Below are 20,867 nucleotides of genomic sequence, written 5' to 3'. Positions count from 1 at the left end.
TAAAAACAAAAATCGTTGTAGAGTCTCACAATGAAAAAAGAGAGCAAAGAACAAGAACTCGAAAAGCTGGTTGCTTATCTCGATGGAGAGGTGAGTGATCAGGAAGCGATCGAGGTCGAGCAATCTCTCTCAAATGATGAAAAGACACGCGCTCATGTGGATGGTCTGGAGCGCACCTGGGAATTGTTAGACAAACTGCCGATTACCAAAGCATCTGATGAATTTACGAACAAAACTCTTTCGACGATCAAAACTGTTCAGTTGGAAGCACAAGCAAATGAATCACAAGATCGATCAGGTCTGGGATTGAGTAAGCAATCGCAACAGCAGATTTGGAAAGTGGCTGTCGCGGGTGGCTGGATGATCGGTCTGGCATGTTCCATATTCCTTGGATATGTTGTTACAAACCAGTGGCTGCCTGACGAGTCAGAGCCTCTACTCAAGGAATTGTCATTTATTGAAAACCTTGATACCTACTCTGAAGTGCAAAGCCTGGAATTTCTGAAAGATTTGCAGCAATCGGGAACATTTGATGAAACCGCGCAGCAGCAAAAATAATCAGAGGCGGTCCAAAGAACCCTCTCAATCTGCAAGCCGACAACCGGCTTTGTGGTCTCGGTCGTTGCGCGCTGTTGGTTTTGGAATTGGGACAGTTATCTGTGTAATGGTTCTGTTGGGAGCTAGTGGTCAGAATGAAGACCAGGAAACAGAAAATCGCAAGAAAATAGAAGCGATGACGCCAGCAGAGCGTGCACAATTAAAACGCAATTATGAAAAATTCCAAAAACTCTCTGCTAAAGAAAAGCAGAGATTTCGAGAGCTTCATAGTGCAACACGCAGCCAGCCAGAACTAAATCGTGTCATGCGCTCTTATTGCGATTGGGTCAAAACATTAACGCCTTGGGAACAGGAAGAGCTTCGTAATGCGAAAGATAAGAGCCAGCGACTTGAGTTAATTCGCAAGTTTCGTTCTCGACATAGTCGTTCAAGTCGCCATAGTAATGCCCTAAAATATTCAGAGATGTTAAACATTCTCGGGATTAGAGATCCTAGGTATAGGTATTTTTTAAGTTCACCTCCACCGCCGGATCTCTTTAAACGAGTGATTGATATCATTGAACAGAGTTTGCCTGCTCCAGTAAAGTATCCTAAGCCAAAAGATCAGTTATCCGATTTTGAGCGTTCTCTGGCTGTTTTACAATCGGGCGTAAAATCAAAAGGCAATAAACATAAAGAGCAAAAAACTTATTGGCCTTCTCCAGAGGTTGTTGAAGAGGTCTACGATTTAATCCAAGGAAAAAATGATTCATTCCTTGAATTGCGAGGCCCGCGAGAATTGAAATCCTTTGCTAAAAAAGCCCAGCCCAGGGCCATTGTTACAATTTTTTTGATAAGAGGACTTATGGGGGAGTTAGCCACATCTGTCCAACTAAAAGTGGATGAACTTAAACCTTCTGATGAGGAATTACAGAAGTTTTTTGAAAGATCCTTGGATCATAAAGCCAGGGATAATTTATTGAAATATCCACCTGATGAGATGCAGAAAAAATTGATGTACGATTACTTTCTAAAAAATGCACCCAAAGATGTGCAGACATCTCTTCGCTTTCAAGGTATGGAAGCCATTCGTTTGGCAGTTCAATTACGTCAAGGTTCGGATTTTAAGTGGCCGGGACCTGAAAGCCGCCGAAGAGAAACAAAAGACCGCGCGCAGGATGGAAAAAACCGCCGCTTGAATGGTCCCAAAGGGGGTGGAGATCGCAATTTCCCTGGTCGGAAACCAGAACGAAGACCAGGAGTTCAGAGGCGAGACAGGCCTGATGCTTGATAATCAGGCCGAAATGCTGTCTCATAGATTCTGTACCAAGATCAGAATCTCACATTTCAGCCAAATATTTCTACACATCTTTTGATGTAAAGAGGTTTCACGGCTGGGATTTTCCATTGAAACAGGAGCAATCCCATGTTGCGTTCACTTATCTCAGCATGCCTGATGACAGGGCTTATGCTGTTTACTTCAATAGACTTCAGTATTGTTAAGGCCAAAGAACCAGCGCCTTTGAAAACGCTTGATAAAAGCGAGATACCCCAAAATATGCAGGGCCTGCCCTTGCTGTTTCATGAGAATTTTGAGGCTGGAAACTCAAAACATTGGGAACCGACGGATGACAAAGCCTGGAAAATCATCCATCAGGGAGACAATCATGCCTTTAGTCTCATTAAGAAAAAAAGTAATTATGAGCCTCCGGTTCGCTCGCCTTATAATCGTGCCTTATTGAAAAACATATCCGTCAGCGATTTCATTTTTGATGTCAAATTGCAATCTACGATTCCCGATTATGGACACCGGTCACTGTGCCTGTTTTTTGGATACCAGGATGACGCACATTTTTATTATGTGCATTTCGGTAAGAAGATGGATGATCATGCCAACCAGATTTTTATCGTTAATAATAAACCGCGTACCAAAATTTCCACAAAAACAACACCTGGTACCAACTGGGATGATGAATGGCACCACGCACGTGTTGTGCGCAATACGGAATCTGGCTCGATCAAAATCTATTTTGATAATATGAAAGAGCCGGTGATGACAGCCAACGACAAAACTTTTTTATCGGGTCGAGTCGGGATAGGCTCATTTGACGATACAGGTAACTTTGATGAGATTCTTCTGTTCGGCAAAAAAGTAAAGTAGTAACGGATTCTTACCAGAGTTCTTCATAGGTCCTGCCAACTTCTTTTCATCAACAATCAACATAGGAATAAACGATGCGATTCCTGTCCTCCTTATGCCTCGTAAGTTTGTTTATTAGTTTTCCTTCCTTAGTTTCGGCTCAGACTCTGGAGTTTCCTGAAGTCTTACCGGGAACAACAAACTTGAAACTAACTATGCCTCTCGACGAACATATGGTCGCGGGTATTGATCGTTATGCTCTAAAAGCATTGGCCATGTCTCCGGAACTACGCCCACAAAAATGGAACTATGATTTTGGCAGCCATGCTGCTTATATTGAAAGTATCAAGGAGAATCGAAAGCGATTCAAAACAATTATTGGTGTCGTTGATCCTCGTGTTGCCGGCCCCGGTTTTGAGTTATTGACGACCACAGAGAACCAGTCTGTCATTGCAGAATGTCCTCAATTTAAAGTCCACGTTGTAGAGTGGCAGGTATTAGAGGGCATGACAGCTGCAGGACTATTATTACAACCAACGGGACAGATCAAGGCGCGCGTGGTCGCTTTACCTGATGCAGACTGGACTCCGGAGATGTTTATCGGTTTGAAGCCGGGTGTTCCTGAATCCGCTCAGATTCCTTTGAAACTTGCTGCCTCAGGAGTGCAAGTGTTAATTCCGACTCTCATTAGTCGGGAGTCCGGATTTTCGGGACATCCGAAAGTATTTTTTACGAATCAGCCACATCGTGAATACATCTACCGTATGGCGTTTGAAATGGGGCGTCATATCATTGGCTATGAAGTGCAGAAAGTCATGGCTGCCGTAGACCAGTTTGAACGATTGAACAAAAAAGATCAGCGAATTTTACCGATCGGAGTAGTGGGTGTCGGGGAAGGAGGGTTGTTGGCTTTATTTAGTGGAGCCTCTGACCATCGAATCAATTCCACTTGGGTTGCGGGCTACTTTCAAAGGCGGGAAGATGTCTGGCAGGAACCTATTTATCGTAATGTCTGGAGTCAGTTAACCGAATTTGGCGATGCAGAGATCGCTTCGATGATTGCTCTGCGTACCTGTGTGATTGAAGCATGCTCTGTACCTACAGTCGATGGCCCCCCTCGAGCGAAATCGGGTAGAAGAGCTTCGGCTGCACCTGGTGTGATCAAGGTCGCGGCTCCTGAATCCGTACGTGCTGAATACCAACGCGTAGCTCCGGTATTTGATCAATTAGGTCTCAAGGAGAATCTCTCACTTGTGTTAAATGGTGATGGGACCAATCCTGCGGGTTCAGACAAAGCGCGTCAACAGTTCCTATCTGGCTTAAGAGTCAGAATGGATAAAAAACGTCTACCGACTGTCGAATTACAATTGGTTGCCAATGGAGTCGTGGTTGATCCCAGTTCACGACAAGAGCAACAGTTTGATGAAATGAATGAGTTTACCCAGGAGTTACTGAATAAGTCATCTCGCTATCGTGATGAAGAATGGCAGCCTGGCAAATATAAATCGGTTGAACTTTGGGAAAAAGTATCTGATGGTCTGCGAACGAAAGTTTATAACGAATTGATTGGCCGACTTCCCGAACCTGAGAAATCAGTTCCCTTAAATGTCCGGTCACGAAAGGTGATTGATCACGAACAATATCAGGGATACGAAGTCATGCTGGATGTAATGCCGGACATTGTAGCCGGTGGAATTTTATTGATCCCTTCCGACATGAAACCGGGAGAAAAACGTCCGGTGATTGTCTGCCAGCATGGTTTAGAAGGCACACCCATGGATACGATTGACCCAAAATCTAAAGGATTTCGTGCTTACAAAGCATTTAGTGAGCAGTTGGTGAAGCTGGGTTTAATCGTCTATGCACCGCAGAATCCGTACCGTGGCCGAGACCGCTTCCGTACTTTGCAGCGTAAATCGAACCCGATGAAGCGGTCACTTTACAGCTACATCATCCCACAGCATGAGTGTACCTTGGATTGGCTCGATTCACTTTCTTTTGTAGATGGAAATCGTATTGGTTTTTATGGGCTTTCCTACGGAGGTAAGACGGCGGTGCGCGTCCCTCCTTTTGTGAAAAAATATGTCTTTTCAATTTGCTCTGGTGACTTCAACGAATGGGTGCGAAAAAATGCGGACAGTGCCCATCGTTATAGTTATGTGTTTCACGGTGAGTATGAAATTTTCGAATGGAATATGGGGCATGTTGCCAATTATGCAGAGTTATCTTATTTAATGGCACCACGTCCTTTCATGGTTGAACGGGGCCATAATGATGGTGTGGCCCCCGACGAATGGGTCGCTGCAGAATACGCAAAAGTACGACGGTTTTACGTACAAATGGGGATTGGGGAGAGAACTGAAATTGAATATTTCGATGGACCACATACCATTAATGGGAAAGACACATTTGCATTTATTCTTCGAAACTTGAATTGGTCTCCACCAAAAAATAAGTGATATTCCCCGTTTCTGCCGGTTAGAAATTCCAGAATAAAAAGCGTTCGTTCACATGCGAATTGTGTAATTAATGTGTATATTACAATTGCGAATTGTTATAAGTAAATGCGAGGTCCTATACTCATGGATAGATGTAGAGGCTTCGCATTTCAATTTATGTGGAAAACGAACGTTGAGTTCAGCTTGGTGATGGATGGGCCTTCATCATGTCAGACCATGCTATTCCTAATTAGGTTATTGAAATGAGTAAAGCTGCCACGGATTCAGAGGAAGAAGTTCCCCAGGAATCGACGTTGGAAACCGATATCAAAGCGCTAAAGGAAATTAGTGCTAATTTGAAAATGGACTATAACGGTAATATCTCGCAAGTGTCATTTTCAGGTTCGAAGTTAGTGGATGCCGGGTTAGTCTATCTCGGTCGCCTGACAAAATTGAGAAAATTGGATCTTTCAGGCTCAAAAGTGACTGATGAGGGGATGGTTCATATCAAACCCTTGAAGAGCTTGCGCGAAATTACACTACACGGGATCCCGGTTTCTGATGTGGGCTTGGCAGAGTTCAAAAAATTGACCAACCTGGAAGTTCTCAATCTTTCACGTACCAAGATCACTGATGTTGGGTTAAAGCACTTGAAAGGTTTAGAAAATCTAAAAGAACTTTTTCTGACAGGCCTGGAAATAACTGATGAGGGGCTTGCTCACATTTCCGGTTTGAAGAGTCTGGAAACACTCGGATTATCTGAAACACAGATCACTGATGAAGCGCTGGCCCACATCAAGGGGCTGAAAAAACTACGAGTCCTTTTATTGCGTGATACACATATTTCTGATGATGGGTTAAAACACATTAAGGGACTGACTCGCTTGCAGCGATTATGGTTGCGGAATACGGAAGTGACAGACGCCGGTATGAAGTATCTGATAAAAATGAAAGATATGGAATGGCTGGAACTGAATGATACCGAGGTTAGCAATGCGGGAATCACGGAGCTTAAGGCTCTTGAGAACATCGTGGATATGAATCTGCGAAATACCGGTGTGACGGATAAGTGCATCCCTTCTCTCAAAAAGATGAAAAATCTCAGTACGCTTTACATTGATGGGACTGAAATCACAGAAGAGGGTGTTGCCAAACTCGAAAAAGGGCTTCCGTATTGCCGTATCGAGAGATAATCGAGATCTGATTTTCCTCAATACGACGAAATTCGGTTTTTGTCTACGGCGCGAATCTATTTAGGAATAAGCTGATTCGTCAGGAATGGGTTCATCCTCGCTGCCTAATTGAAATCCCAATTCTTCGGGAAGCATAGTGGGTTGATACCCCAGTATTTCCTGTGCTTTTTTTAGATCCCAGCGACGTTTCGAACTCTCTCCCACGATCGTGATAACTTCGCAACCATCAATTGGTGCTCTCAGTGATTTCTGGTACGCCTGCATCAGGTCGGGGAATGGAACCCACTGTGGTCGGAGTGGGTGTGTTATCCAGAGAGGGTGTTCGAGGTCAATCGGTTTAGGAATTCGCAGGCAGACAATAGACATTCCATATTCACGCGCATAATGGGCACACATGACTTCACAAAGTTGTTTTGTGAGTGCATACGATCCTACAGGTCGCGGTTCGGCGTCAGATTCAACCTGCTGTGGAGCCTGATAGCCTTGAACGGTCATAATGCTGCTCGTAAAAACGAATCGTTTCACATCGGCGTCACGTGCGGCTTCCAATAGACTGAACGTCCCTTTTACATTGACATCAAACCGTTTTCCATTGAGTTCATCACCTTCCATCGGGCCTTCATCTGCCTGTTTTGCCAAATGGACGACAGCATCAATGCCCTGTAACGCAGCACGCGTTTGTTTGGAGTCAGTAATATCCAGTGGAATAAATCGGGAATCATTTCGGTCGGGATGAATGTCTCCCAGAATCAGTTCGTCATTAGTCTGCCAGTGGCGCGCGAAATATCTACCAACATAACCAGCGGCGCCTGTGATTAACACTCTCATTTCAGGGTACTCATTTAGAGAAAGAGGACTCAGGATTGTTCTCAGGAAAATGACTGCTGGCAAACTCTCAGGATATTGCCGCCGATGATTTTTTGTACGTCGGTATCGGAGTAGCCCCGCTGCACGAGACCTACAGTAAACAGAGGCCAGTTCGTCCAGGCGATGCTGGTTCGCATTTCAGGGGTTTCTACAAACGGATCCGCAGGCCATAAACTTCGCCATGGTTTTCGAGAGCGTGGTGTGCGGGGTATTTTTTTGTTTTCCAAAGCACTGTTGCGCGATGTGTATGAAACATCGGTCCCGATTGCCACATGGTCGATACCAAACTTTTTCACAACATAATCGATCTGATCCAGTAACGCACTGATATCTCCCTTCCCACCCAGATAACGGGGAATACAACAGATTCCAATTAATCCTCCCGTATCAGCGATGGCTTTAATGACATTATCCGGTTTGCTGCGAATATGGTGGTGCAGCGTATTACAGGTAGTGTGACTGGCGACAACGGGCCGCTTTGAGACCTGAGCTGTTTCCAGGCTCGTTTGCCAGCCGGAGTGTGCGACATCCGGAATAATTCCCAACCGGTTCATTTCAGCGGCCACTTCCCGACCAAAGTCACTCAAACCGGCGTTAGCGGGTTCTGCACAGCCATCGCCGAGCATATTACGGCGATTGTAAGTCATGTGCATCATGCGAATTCCCAACTGATAAAAGATTCGCATATATTTCATTTCATCGGTGGTTGTTACCCATTGCTGAGTTAAAGGAACACCATTGCCTGTCAGATATAAACAATGACGTCCGTCTTGTTTCGCCTGCAAAATGTCATCTGGGGTGACTGCCTTGGAAACAAAATCGGATAGCATGTCTGTTGTATAAGTGAACCGAGCCAGTCGTTTGATGAGTCGCAAGGGGTCCTGCCCTTCTTCGCCAGCATTTTGGAAGACACAGGTTACTCCGGCCGCGTCGAATGCCTCTTTGAATTCCCGTTGCTCTGCTGGGTCGGTCACGCAGCGCGTCATTGACATGTCTTCTCTTAAATCCTTGAGCTCAGCTGATGAAGCATGTTTTTTAATCGCCGCAGCTAACTGATCGCCATCAACGGCGGCCCGCGGTGCAAATCCGTAAGCGTCGAATACTAGTGAATCCGCATGTAGTTTTAGCCCATGTTCCAATTGCTTTGGTGTCGGTTTCAATATCTCCAATGCGACTTTTCGTGCATGGAGAATGGTTTCATTTTGAATGGGTTTGGGTTTCACTGGTGTCTTTGTCGCAGTTACTTCTTTTTCTGCCGCGGTTAGATTAGATGTCTTCGCTGCGCCCAGACTCGTGGCGGCGATACCGAGTGAAGTACCCAGGAACGAACGGCGGTTAACGGGGTTTTTCATGTTGAATTCCATTGGTGAGGATGGTTGGTGTGGTAGGTTATCAGATACGATTCTGCAGGTTCGCTCATTTTTGATCGCAGCCACAACCGCCACTTGAACAGCCCGACGGTGCGGGGGCTTCGTCAACGGGATGGAATACAATCCGCCAGGCATAATTGGCATTAAGCTCTTGAGCGAGTATTTCTAAAGCAGGCATACGATTCCCCAGATAGTACAATACGACCGTTTGTTGATCAAATAATTGCTCGCAGTCTATGATTTCGGTGGGCATTCCGCGTTCTTGTATCAAACTTTGACAATCTTGTAAGACGTGCGTTGTAATATCTTCCTGCTGTAATAACTTTTGCTGGTCTGTAGGAGTAAACATGCGCAGAATCGACCCGGCAGGAGTGATCGAGTTATCCTGATTGATGGCCTTCGAAAGAATCTCTCCGATTTCTTCACCTCGACTTGTTTTTAAAATAATACGATCACGGTGTGAAAAAGCGGCATCTTCTTCTGCCGAGAAGTGATCAATCCAGCCCATCGCTCCATATCGTACCAGGAAAAGATGATCTTGAATGTCTAGTTCTTCAAATGCGGATGCCTCGATCAGAATGTTGTCGTTTTCTACTTTGAGTTCATAGCGAGTCAAAGGAAACTCTGGAAAGTCATGGCACTCTCCCGAAGCAACATCAAAAGTCCAGTCATGGAGCGGACAAGCGATTTCCGTTCCCGTGCCCTCTCCTTCGACCAGAGAAGCTCCCTGGTGTGGACAACAGTCATGAATGGCGTAGAATTCCCCTGGCTGCCCTTTATTGGCGACATGGAAAACTGCGATCTCAGTTCCCTTAAGCGCATATACTTTACGATTGCCTGGAGAAATTTCTGATGCACTTCCCAGTGGAATCCAGTTAGTCATTTATATTGGTCCATGGTCAAAATGAGACATTGCGGCTAAGCTTGTCTATACAATTTTATGAGAAACACAACTGGTAATTATACTGTTTTATCACCAAAGTTTCTGTATGTAGAGAAAAAATCAATGGCTGTGCGACATATTTTATTAGACATGGATGGGGTGATCGCCGATTTTATGGGTTCGATCCTGGAGCTACATGGTCAGGAACATTTGGCCGATAATTGGCCCGAGGGAGAAGCTGATTATGCAGGTGTTGTGGGTATGACGAAAGATGAATTCTGGAAACCCGTCGATGCTTTGGGAGGGCAATTTTGGAAAAATTTTCCTCCTTACCCCTGGCTCAAAGAGTTACTGGCTGTGCTGAGAGCAACGGCTCCGTTTACCATCAGTACTTCACCAAGTCGTAGTGCAGCTTGTGCTTCAGCCAAAGTCGAATGGTTGCGACATCATTTCGATGAGCCACACTTCATGGATTTTATGATTGGTACGCAAAAGTACCTTCTGGCAAAACCAGATGTAGTGCTCGTGGACGATCAGCATAAAAATATCGATCTGTTTCGTGAGCATGGTGGTCAGGCAATTCTTTTCCCACAGCCTTGGAATGCGAATTTCGCGATCAAGGATAAGATCAGTTACCTCAAATCAGAGCTTCAGAAGCTGGTTTGAATGCTACGATCATTAGAAGAAGATTCAAGGAATGTGTACAAATGGGTTGTTTTTGAAAGAAAAGGTAGTTTTTACTATTCAGATAAGGTATCCTAAAAAGGGTTTCATAAATAAAGTTGTCAAATGAAAGTTGACGAATACGATATATAAGAGAGAATATATAAGTAGGCACACAGAAGATCGAAATACAGTGCTATTGGGACTGCTTTTGTGTTTTTAGTGTCTGCGGTTACTACCTTCCCAACTTTCCCCGTAGCACTGCTACCACCAAACCTCACAGCGTATCCTTCCTTTTGATTTTGGGATAGAACCTCGAGATGAAGTCTCTACTCTATCAATGCCTTGGTTGCATGATTTTACTTTCCGCTCTTTCTGCACACGCAGCGGAAGTACGACCAAAGTCAGCCTCACTTTCTGTTCATCCCGAAAAGGTCGTGCTTACCGGCAAACGATCTCGCCAGCAGTTACTCGTTTCTCGTATCAAGAATGATCAGACTGTTGACCGAACACGAGACGTACGGTTTCAATCTGATCAGACCAATGTCATTCAGGTATCTACAGCGGGAGTGATTCAGCCTCTTTCTAACGGCTCTGCCACAGTCACGATTTTTGATGGCGATCAACAAATCAAAGTACCTGTTGAAGTAAAAGAGTTTGATATACAAACTTTGATCGACTTTGAGCGTGATGTGCACCCACTGTTTTCCCGTTTTCACTGTAATGGTGGTTCGTGTCACGGAAAGCAACGCGGTCAGGGTGGATTTCAATTATCCATGTTCGCCTTCGATCCAGAATTTGATTTTAATGCACTGACTAAAGAATCGCGCGGACGACGCGCGTTTCCCCTGGCGCCCGAACAGAGCCTGGTGTTGCAGAAGGGAGCTGGGAAAATTCCCCATGGTGGTGGCAAACGACTACTGGCAGGCACTCCTTACTTTGAGCTTATGCAACAATGGATCACAGAAGGAGCCACCCGATCAGTCGCGGATGCACCGAAACTCGTTAAGATTTCGGCACAGCCCACTGGGCGTATCATGCAGCCTAAAACCAAACAACAAATGGTAGTCACTGCCTATTATAGCGATGGCTCCACACGCGATGTCACCGATCTTGCAGAATACATGTCGAGTGACAGTGTCTATGTTTCGGTGAATGAAGAGGGGTTGGTGACCGCTGGTTCGTTGATGGGTGAAGCCTCCATTATGGCCCGCTTTATGGGGAACTTTGCTTCACTGAGTGTCACAGTTCCCTCAAAGAATTCTGTGCCCGATAGTTACTATGCAAAGTTGCCGCGCCATAATTTTATTGATGGTCTGGTTTGGGACAAGCTCAAGAAATATGGACTCAAACCTTCTGAGCCTGTGAATGATGCCACATTTTTACGGCGGGTGGCCCTTGATACCATAGGTAGAACTCCTACCGCAGAAGAAGCACGGGCATTTCTACAAGACCCCTCTCCCAAAAAACGAGAGCGATTGATTGATTATTATTTGGAGCAACCAGAGTTTGGCGATCATTGGGCCAACAAATGGGCTGATATGTTGCGACCGAACCCTTACCGGGTTGGTATCAAAACCGTGCTGAACTTCGATGCCTGGATTCGAGAGTCGTTTCACCAGAATAAGCCCCTGGATCAATTCACGCGTGAATTACTAACAGCTCGTGGGGGAACCTGGCACAATGGCGCGGTAACATTATTTCGCGATCGACGTGAGCCAAAGGAGCTAACGACAGCGGTCAGTCAGATCTTTCTTGGAATCCGATTAAGTTGTGCACAATGTCATCATCATCCTTCAGAAATCTGGGGACAGGATGATTTCTACAGCTTCGCTGCCTACTTTGCAAAGGTGGGACGCAAAGGTCGTGGAATCTCGACACCGATCTCAGGATCGGAAGAAATTGTGTTTACTGCGAATTCAGGAAGTGTCAAGCATCCACTTACCAACGCTGTACTTGAGCCACGCCCCTTATTCGGGGAAGTTCCTGAAATAAAACCGGATCAGGATCCTAGAGAAGTGCTAGCTGACTGGATCACTTCGCCACAGAATCATTACTTTGCAGAAGTGAGTGCGAATCGTATCTGGGCTGATCTGATGGGTCGCGGAATCGTAGAACCGATTGATGACTTTCGCGAAAGTAATCCTCCCTCTAATGCACCACTGGTAAAGGCGTTGGGGCAGTATTTCCGAGACCAGAAATTTGATCAAAAAAAATACATTAAAGCGATTCTTAGTTCGTACGTTTACAGTTTGAGTTCGCTACCCAATGAAACCAATGTAGGCGATGGACGCAATTATTCGCGATATTACCGTCAACGTCTGCGAGCAGAAGTTTTGCTGGATAGCATTAGTGAATTGATCGGTGTTCCTGATTCATTTGTAGCGATGCCCGCCAATTCAACGGCTAAGCAGCTTTGGACACATCGTGTGAGTTCAGTATTCCTGGATTCGTTTGGACGGCCCGACCCCAATCAGGATCCTCCCTGTGAACGGACTACAGAAACAACAGTGGTGCAGGTGTTGCATATGATGAATTCACGCGAGTTATATTCTCGCATTCAGTCATCAAAAGGAAATTGTGACAAGTGGGCCAAGAGCAAAATGACTCCCGATCAAATTATGGAAGAGCTATATTTAACGGCCTATTCGCGCTATCCGACATTAGAAGAAAAACGACTCGGACGTTCCCTTTTCGAAAAAGAAGGGGCGAATCGTCAGCAAGTGATTGAAGATTTGATGTGGGCTTTATTGAATACTCCGGAGTACCTTTTCAAAAACTAGAGTCCCCTACTCTTACAGTGAATGGTTGACTTACAACAAAAGTAACAGGACCAGAAATGAAAAACGTTTCAAAAAATTGCAATGGAATCACTAGACGGAATTGTTTGCAACTGGGCTTGGGTGCGCTGACAGGCTTGGGAATGGTCGATCTCTTGCGTTTGCAGTCACTCGCCAAAGGGACCACTGCTCAACAACCGAAGGCGAAAGCCAAGAGTGTGATTCTGATTTGGATGGACGGTGGTCCGACTCATTATGAGACGTTTGACCCTAAGCCAGAGGCTCCCGTGGAAATCCGTGGTGAATTTAATCCGATTGCGACCAAAGTTCCCGGCGTTCAGTTTTCGCAACATATGACGCGATTGGCTTCGATCTTCGATAAATATACAGTGATTCGTTCGATCCGTCACAATCAGGGAAATCACGGTGCCGGTAATCACTATATGATGACTGGCGCACCACCGCGTATTCCTGTAGGGTGTGGTTCTTTTGTCAGTTTCCATCCCAGTATGGGTTCGGTCGTCGCGCATCAAAAACCAACGACGAATAATTTACCTGCATATTTTTCAATGCCGCGTATGTCGCGTTCCGGTGGACCCAATTTCCTGGGAGCTAAATATGCACCATTTGTCGTTTCTGACAATCCAAACAGCAAAGGCTTTCGCGTTCGAGATTTAGCGTTGCCTAGCGGGTTAACTGATCAGCGTTACGAAGGTCGTCGTAATTTACGGGAACAGGTTGATCAACTCAAACGGATCAAGGATAAAGTCGCTGGAGATCCAGTGGCGAGTTTGGACGAATATTACGAACAGGGCTTTAGTTTAGTTGCTTCGTCCGAAGCTCAAAAAGCGTTCCAAATTGAGAGTGAGTCAGACAAACTGCGTGACAAATATGGGCGCACCTCTTTTGGTCAGCGCGCTCTCCTAGCCCGTCGTCTTTCAGAAGCGGGCGTGCCCTTCATCACCCTGTATGAGGGTGGTTGGGACCATCATGGTAGTTTGTTTAAGACATTCAATTCAAGAATGCCTGCCTTCGAAAATACCATCGCAACTCTGATTGAAGATCTCGACGAGCGTGGTTTATTGGAAACGACCATGGTACTGGCGTTAGGTGAATTCGGGCGTACTCCCAAAATCAATCCAGGCGGCGGTCGTGATCACTGGTCGAATGCGATGTCAGTTTTGATGGCGGGTGGCGGTGTTCCCGGTGGCTTGGCACTTGGGGCAACCGACAAAGCCGGTTACTCTGCCGTCGAACGTGTACTCTCCCCTGAAAACTTTGTCTCAACCATTTACACTAAGATGGGCATCGATCCTGACAAAGTCCTGTATACACCGGAGGGACGTCCTTCGCACTTGGTGAGCGACCCGACTCCGATTCCCGAGCTATTTGTATAAAAATTTTGATCCTGACTGAGAATGATCTTACCGATGTCATCTACCGCGCGGATTTTGCCTGTTGTCCTTTCGATATCATGTGTGCTCGGTCTGTTTTCTTCTTCTATGGCAGCACCGCCTGACATTCGTTATTTGAATCCGGCGGGAGGGCAAGTCGGTCAGAAAGTAGATGTGACCATTGACAAAAACCTGGGAACGTTACCGGTCTCGGTTTGGACTTCTGCTCCTGGCTTAAAGGTGATGATTCCGAAGAAACCGGCCAAAGGCAAAGAAAAACAGATTACGATTCAAATTGATGCTGCTGCAAAGCCCGGATTGTATTGGTTACGATTTCATAATGCAGAAGGTGCCTCTGGAATTCGACCGTTCCTTGTTGGCACACTTCCCGAACAATCAGAAACCGAGCCCAACAATGATCTGGCTCATGCACAAAAATGCCCACAGCCTGCTGTTACCATCAACGGTGTGTTATCGAAAAGTGGAGACGTTGATACTTATTCCGTTGTATTGAAAAAGGGACAAACTCTGGTGGTCTCTCAAACTGCCAATGAACAGCTTGGTTCACCAATGGATGGAGTATTGCAGATTCTCAATCATCGCGGGACTGTGCTGTCTTTGATTGATGATACACTTTGGTTTGATCCGCGAATTGTGTTTACTGCTCCTGAAGAGGGGACCTATTATATCAGGACGTTTGCGTTTCCCGCTGATCCTAACAGTACCATCCGTTTTGCAGGTAGTGGTTCTTACATCTATCGCCTTACTTTTTCGACTGGCCCCTTTGTCGATCATAGCTTGCCACTTGCCTATCATAAGTCAGCTTCCAAACCAGTGAGACTGGAAGGCTGGAATCTTCCCGACCATCTCAAGTCACATCAACCTAACAAAGATGAAACCAATTCGACTGCTTTGATCAGCAATCCTCAGTTAGCGAATTGGTTAAAAATTCCTATGAGCACAACGCCGACTCTGCTGGAGTCAAACGAGAGCCAACAGGAAAAAGGGCAGCCACTTTCCATTCCCACAAGTATCACTGGGAAAATATCGAAACCAGAAGAAATCGATGTTTATCACTTCACTGCTAAGAAAGGTGAGAAGCTAACATTCAAAGTAGACTCGCATACAATGGGTTATCCTCTGGATGCCCATTTGAAACTGTTTGATGCCAAAGGCAAGCTTTTGAAAGAAGTTGATGATCCCGTGCGAAATCATTTTGACGCGCGATTCGACTATAGCATTCCCGCAGATGGTGAATATCGTCTGCAAGTGACTGATCGATATCAACATGGTGGGTTTCGCCACGTCTACTTGTTATCGATTCACCCGACCGAGGCCAATTTCGAACTGCAAACGCCCGAAGAACAATACACATTAACGACGGGCGGAAAACCTTTAGAGATTGAAGTCACGATCAATCGTCTGAGCCCCCGCTTTAACGATGATATTGAAATCAGCCTGGCCGGTTTACCAAAAGGGGCGACTTGTAAACCAGTCGTTTCTAAAGTCAAAGAAAAGACGGGAAAATCAGTCAAACTGAAACTGGAAGCCAAACACGATGTGGTCTTTCAAGGACCCATCGAAATCAAAGGTATCAGCCTGAAAGACAAAACAAAAGTGCGCATCGCGAGTGCTGTCATCAAAGGCATCAGCCCCAAACGCAACACAGCCCGCCCGAAACCCGATCTCAAACTGCCTTATCTATGGTTGACCATTAAGAAGAAGTAAGTAAAAGTTCTTCCTTCTTAAAGAAATCGGAACCATAAACTTCTGTGTGTTGACGTAGCCTGAGTTGACTGATAAAAAGTATAGCGACTTGCGGGCAGTACAACAGCGATAGCAAATACAGACAGCAACTCTTCCTGTTTGAGATTTATTCTTTTATTTCAAAACTACTGGCAAGTGCTGCAACAACGGATTATTTCATGAACAAATCGAGCGGCTTGCCGCGAGAAGACAATATTTCCCGTCGGCAGTTACTGCAGTGGGCTGGCTTGGCGAGTGTGGCGGGGTTGCTTCCCAGTGGCTGTTCGTCGGAAACGAGTGACTTAAGTTCATTACCTTCGTTTGATCAACCAATTGCACGCTTTCCAGAGAAAGTTCCGATGCACTTGATCAATGATCGTGCACCGCAATTGGAAACACCGCGCGAGTATTTTGCTGAGGACCTAACACCAAATGAAGCGTTTTTTGTCCGCTGGCATTTACAGCCGATTCCGACCAAAGTCGATTTGCAAACATGGCGATTGAAGATTGGCGGTCATATCGATAAGCCGCTGGCATTATCGATGGATGAATTACGAAAGATGGAGCCGACTGAATTCGTTGCTGTCTGTCAGTGTTCGGGCAACTCGCGAAAATTTTTTAATCCCCCTGTTCCCGGTGGTCAATGGGCTGATGGTGCTATGGGTAATGCACGCTGGAAAGGTGTTAGCGTGCGAGACATCCTGAAACGGGCCGGTGTCAAAGCAGGTGCAGTCGATACAACATTTAATGGGCTTGATACGGGGCCGCTACCAGCCACCCCTGACTTTATTAAATCACTGGCAATCGACCATGCCATGCAACCCGATGTGATATTAGCTTACGAAATGAACGGCAAACCGCTTCCATTGCTCAACGGCTTTCCGATTCGATTGGTCGTGCCCGGATGGTATGCGACTTATTGGGTCAAATCCATTTGGGAAATCAATGTACTGCCTGAAAAGTTTACCGGTTACTGGATGGCTAAGGCCTACCACATCCCGGACAATGCGGATGGATCTGAAAAACCGGATGAACTTGCTAAACAAAAAGTACCGATCAGCCTGCTCAATGTGCGTTCATTGTGGGTGAATCCGAATCCGGAAGCCGACGTCAACCGAGTTTTGACTGGCCAACCTGTTCCATTGGAAGGTATCGCCTTCGATGCGGGTGCAGGGATCAAACAGGTTGAGTTTTCTGTAGATGGCGGGAAGACTTGGAAGGGAACTTCTCTCGAAGCCGATTTGGGGCGATACTCGTTTCGTCGCTGGCGAGCTAATTGGACTCCGACCCAACGCGGCAGCTATCGACTGCTTGTCCGTGCAACCAACAATCAGGGCGAGACACAGCCAATGAAATCCAAATGGAACACTGGCGGCTATATGCGTAATGTAATCGAAGAAGTGACCGTAGAAGCTAGTTAGCACGATCGAGTAGTTTATGGCGGAATCAGAACAAACCGATACACACCAGCAACATCGCGCTCAACGAACCACGGTGATTCTCATTATCGTGCTGGCAATCCTGGCAGGTGCGATTTCATGGTATGGAATCCGCCCCGGTAACGAAATGGTTGTGACCAGTAAAACACCGTCTATTACATCCAGTGAGGATGCGGAGACAATCGATCATATACCCCTGGCATCAATTGCCGTTGATGAGATCGTGTTGCCACACTTCGAACCGATCATGCCTCTGGGGCCACACCGTGAGGTGTTTATGACAAATTGCATTACTTGTCATTCGCCACGTCTCGTGATTGACCAACCACATTTTTCACAGGAGAAGTGGGAAGAGATTGTGAACAAGATGGTCGTGACATTTGGCGGTCACGTTTACAAAAAAGATCAGCCGAAGATTGTCGAATATCTTGTTTCGATTCGCGGTAAAACAGAATAAGCTCAACAGAAACTACTTCAACCATGAATAACATCCCCAAAGAATCAACAACAGCTCTTACGACGCCGCGCGTTGAAAATGGATTGATTCGAGCCCACGGTTACATGGCATTGATCATGGTTGTCATTTCTGCCTTATTTGGTGTCGCAGTATCAATGAAATTTAACTGGCCTGAGTTTCTGGGCGGCTCGTCTGTCATGACATGGGGGCGTCTACGGTATTGCCACACACAAGGTATTTTCTTTGGCTGGCTGGGCAATGCATTTCTGGCGTTTCTCTATTATTCTGTACCCCGGCTGGCGATGAAGCCGGTCAGCAACCGTTCGCTTGGTTGGCTGATGTTTATTGTCTGGAATTTCGTGATGGTAATCCCCGGCTGGATGCTGATGATGCACGGGTTCAGTCAGCCACTGGAATGGGCAGAATTCCCGATTATCGTTGATATTGTCGTTATTACTTGTTTCGTGTTATTGAATTTACAGTTTGTTGTGCCGTTCATGCGGGGGAAACTTTCTGATTTGTATGTCACCGGATGGTACTTTCTAGGCGCGATTATGTTTACCACGCTGGCTTATCCAGTGGGTAATCTGGTACCCGAATTTGTACCCGGAGCCCGTGGTGCCAGTTACAGTGGATTGTGGATTCACGATTCGATTGGTTTGTGGGTGACACCTTTGGCGGTTGGTATCGCTTATTTTGTGATACCCGCGGCGACAGGCCGTCCGATCTATAGTCATTTTCTGTCGATGATCGGCTTTTGGCTGCTGTTCTTTGTTTATCCACTCAATGGAACGCACCACTACATTTTTTCATCGATACCAATGGAAGCCCAGATAGGGGCGATTGTCGCTTCCGTTTATCTGGGCATGGATGTCATTCTTGTCGTGACGAATCAGTTGCTTTCGCTACGTGGCAGCGCGGGCAAGGTTGCTGCGAACGTGTCTCTGCGATTTATCTGGGCAGGCATTGTGATCTATCTCATTGTCAGTTTGCAGGGCGCAGCGCAAGCGTTGATGCCGGTCAACAAATTGGTGCATTTTACAGATTGGGTCATTGCTCACTCGCATCTGGCGTTACTTGGTTTTGCCAGTTTTGTAGCAATCGGAGGAATGCTGCACGTCTGGAAAAATACGTCTGGTGTCCGCTATAGTCAGCGGGCAGCGAACTGGTCGTTCTGGTTGCTGAGTATAGGCTTATTTTTGATGTTCGTCGACCTGACGATCGGGGGTCTTGTACAGGGGCAACTCTGGGATTCTTCGGCCACATGGATGGAGTCGGTTAATGCGTCTCGTATCTTCTGGATGACACGAACGCTGTCATCGATTCCGGTGTTAGCAGGGTTTATCTGCCTCTGTATGGCGATGATCACAGGTGAGCGAGTTGGTGCAACTCAGGTAAAAGACGCGTCGGACGAGTTCATTGAACCTACCAGCCTCGTGCAACCAGTAGAATTAGTACCAGATGAAGCAGGCAAGTTCGCATGGCTGAGTAGTGTTTATGTGCTGACTGGTGTCGCTGGAATTGGTTGTTTTGCAATGTCATTTTTGGTATTGGCTGTCTGGCCGAATCAGGAATTGGCTCGAACAATTGCTCAGACGAAACCACACTTCGCAGTTCCAATGACAGAGAGTGAATTGCGAGGTCGAGCGATCTACGCACGCGAAGGCTGTGCTTATTGTCACACCCAAATGGTACGATCAACTGAATTTGACACACGGCGTTTCGGCCCCGTAAGTCGTGCCTGGGAAACTGAGGATGAATATCCACAAATGTGGGGCACGCGGCGCGTCGGGCCTGACTTGGCGCGAGAAACGAGACGGCGTCCCACGGATTGGCAACTGACCCACCTCTACAATCCGCGCTATGTGGTTCCCGAATCGATGATGCCCGGTTATCAATGGTTATTTAATGGTTCGCCAGACTCGCCAACTGAGGACGCGCTCAATCTGGTTGCGTATTTGGAGTCGCTTGGTCGCAATGGCGTTCTTGCCGGTCTAGGACGTAGTCGGCTTGAGTCCACTTCCACGATTGAACTGACTACAGGTGAAGTCATCACGGCAGGCAATGCTCACACGGGTGGGTTTGATGAATCTCTCATTCCCATGGATCGCGGCCCGGCTCCAATGCTGGCGGGAAAATGGTCGGAGCGCGAGCGAACATCACTGGCAAATGATGGACACAAATTGTTTATCGCGAACTGTTCGGGTTGTCATTCGGATTGCGGGTGCAGTGTGGCCCCGGGAGCAGCGAGCCTGTTTCCGAAGCCTAAAGATTTAACCGTTGTCATGCTGTCTGACGCGCTTTTAAGCGACGTCCTGTGGAATGGTGTCGCTGGGTCATCAATGCCTGCGTGGCATGAATTGCCTTTATCAGACTTACGGGCGCTGGCTGCCTTTGTGAATCAAATCTCCAAACCAAAATATAAATCTCCGCAACAGTTGTCTGCAGATGAAATCATCACTGCGACAAAACTCTATAACACACATTGTGCGTTGTGTCATGGTGAGGAGGGACGGGGAGAGGGAATATCGGCTGCTGCACTTGCTCCACGACCAACCAGTTTTTATGACGAACTGCCCACACTCAAATACGCGGCTGATGTAATCAAGTCTGGAATTCCGGGCACTGCAATGGTGCACTGGAATGACAAGCTGACTGAAGCGGAACAAGCTGTGCTGGTGCGCTATGTCCGTTCGTTTTATCAGTCTGATAAAACGAACGATGAAGCAGTCAATGTTGCGCAGATTACTCAAGATCGTGCGAAAGTATTAAAAAATAAGAGCCAGCAGGAGGATTCAGAATGATCGTCAATCTGATTGTCGGCGGCGTGACTGTATTAATGTTGGTATTTGTACTCGTCTGGTTTTTCTTTCCCGCGACACGCAATTGGTTCGAGCGACCTAAGCACCGTTTCATGGAGACCGAGCGGTTGATGGATGACAAGAAACAACCAAATTAGT

General features: G+C 46.5%; 16 protein-coding genes. 13 read left to right on the top strand and 3 right to left on the bottom strand.

What is annotated here, in order from left to right:
• Positions 1-30: 30 nt before the first annotated feature.
• The 5 genes from V144x_RS27905 (at position 31) to V144x_RS27885 (ending at position 6,308) form a co-directional block, all read left to right on the top strand.
• Positions 31-558: an anti-sigma factor family protein gene (locus V144x_RS27905; protein ID WP_144990472.1), complete on the top strand. Its 528-nt coding sequence runs from the start codon at positions 31-33 to the stop codon at positions 556-558.
• Positions 533-1,828, top strand: coding sequence for a hypothetical protein (locus V144x_RS27900; RefSeq protein ID WP_144990470.1), 1,296 nt, complete (start codon positions 533-535; stop codon positions 1,826-1,828). Before V144x_RS27905 ends, V144x_RS27900 begins: the two co-directional genes overlap by 26 nt.
• Positions 1,829-1,963: 135 nt before the next feature.
• Entirely contained in the window at positions 1,964-2,698 is a 735-nt protein-coding gene (locus tag V144x_RS27895) for a hypothetical protein (RefSeq protein WP_144990468.1), read from the top strand.
• A 74-nt stretch (positions 2,699-2,772) separates the two neighbouring features.
• Positions 2,773-5,136 carry an alpha/beta hydrolase family protein gene (locus V144x_RS27890; protein ID WP_144990466.1) on the top strand — a complete coding sequence of 788 codons (2,364 nt, stop codon included), beginning with the start codon at positions 2,773-2,775 and terminating at the stop codon, positions 5,134-5,136.
• A 242-nt stretch (positions 5,137-5,378) separates the two neighbouring features.
• Positions 5,379-6,308: a leucine-rich repeat domain-containing protein gene (locus V144x_RS27885; RefSeq protein ID WP_144990464.1), complete on the top strand. Its 930-nt coding sequence runs from the start codon at positions 5,379-5,381 to the stop codon at positions 6,306-6,308.
• A gap of 60 nt (positions 6,309-6,368) precedes the next feature.
• Here the strand turns inward: V144x_RS27885 and V144x_RS27880 are convergent, their stop codons facing one another.
• From V144x_RS27880 to V144x_RS27870, 3 genes are all read right to left on the bottom strand, one after another.
• Complete coding sequence (locus V144x_RS27880; protein WP_144990462.1) at positions 6,369-7,136, bottom strand: NAD-dependent epimerase/dehydratase family protein; 768 nt, start codon at positions 7,134-7,136, stop codon at positions 6,369-6,371.
• A 41-nt stretch (positions 7,137-7,177) separates the two neighbouring features.
• A complete protein-coding gene (locus tag V144x_RS27875; RefSeq protein ID WP_144990460.1) occupies positions 7,178-8,527 on the bottom strand; it encodes a dipeptidase in 1,350 nt (449 codons plus the stop codon).
• A 64-nt stretch (positions 8,528-8,591) separates the two neighbouring features.
• Complete coding sequence (locus V144x_RS27870) at positions 8,592-9,428, bottom strand: Rieske 2Fe-2S domain-containing protein (RefSeq protein WP_144990458.1); 837 nt, start codon at positions 9,426-9,428, stop codon at positions 8,592-8,594.
• Between the two features lie 123 nt (positions 9,429-9,551).
• On the opposite strand from V144x_RS27870, the gene V144x_RS27865 reads away from it, so the two are divergent.
• From V144x_RS27865 to V144x_RS28570, 8 genes are all read left to right on the top strand, one after another.
• Positions 9,552-10,094 carry a 5' nucleotidase, NT5C type gene (locus V144x_RS27865; protein ID WP_197998677.1) on the top strand — a complete coding sequence of 181 codons (543 nt, stop codon included), beginning with the start codon at positions 9,552-9,554 and terminating at the stop codon, positions 10,092-10,094.
• 317 nt (positions 10,095-10,411) lie between these two features.
• Positions 10,412-12,874 (top strand): DUF1549 domain-containing protein, encoded by a 2,463-nt coding sequence (locus V144x_RS27860; RefSeq protein WP_144990454.1) that lies wholly within the window; start codon positions 10,412-10,414, stop codon positions 12,872-12,874.
• Positions 12,875-12,930: 56 nt separating this feature from the next.
• Positions 12,931-14,268, top strand: coding sequence for a DUF1501 domain-containing protein (locus tag V144x_RS27855; RefSeq protein ID WP_144990452.1), 1,338 nt, complete (start codon positions 12,931-12,933; stop codon positions 14,266-14,268).
• Between the two features lie 33 nt (positions 14,269-14,301).
• Positions 14,302-15,993: a PPC domain-containing protein gene (locus tag V144x_RS27850; RefSeq protein ID WP_197998676.1), complete on the top strand. Its 1,692-nt coding sequence runs from the start codon at positions 14,302-14,304 to the stop codon at positions 15,991-15,993.
• 197 nt (positions 15,994-16,190) lie between these two features.
• Positions 16,191-17,432 carry a molybdopterin-dependent oxidoreductase gene (locus V144x_RS27845; RefSeq protein WP_144990447.1) on the top strand — a complete coding sequence of 414 codons (1,242 nt, stop codon included), beginning with the start codon at positions 16,191-16,193 and terminating at the stop codon, positions 17,430-17,432.
• Positions 17,433-17,448: 16 nt separating this feature from the next.
• Entirely contained in the window at positions 17,449-17,907 is a 459-nt protein-coding gene (locus tag V144x_RS27840) for a hypothetical protein (RefSeq protein WP_144990445.1), read from the top strand.
• 23 nt (positions 17,908-17,930) lie between these two features.
• Positions 17,931-20,711, top strand: coding sequence for a cbb3-type cytochrome c oxidase subunit I (locus V144x_RS27835; protein WP_144990443.1), 2,781 nt, complete (start codon positions 17,931-17,933; stop codon positions 20,709-20,711).
• Positions 20,708-20,866: a hypothetical protein gene (locus V144x_RS28570; protein WP_197998675.1), complete on the top strand. Its 159-nt coding sequence runs from the start codon at positions 20,708-20,710 to the stop codon at positions 20,864-20,866. The genes V144x_RS27835 and V144x_RS28570 overlap by 4 nt, the downstream gene beginning before the upstream one ends.
• Position 20,867 lies beyond the last annotated feature (1 nt).

Source organism: Gimesia aquarii (assembly GCF_007748195.1).
GTDB lineage: Bacteria > Planctomycetota > Planctomycetia > Planctomycetales > Planctomycetaceae > Gimesia > Gimesia aquarii.
This window is presented reverse-complemented; position numbering and strand designations above follow the sequence as displayed.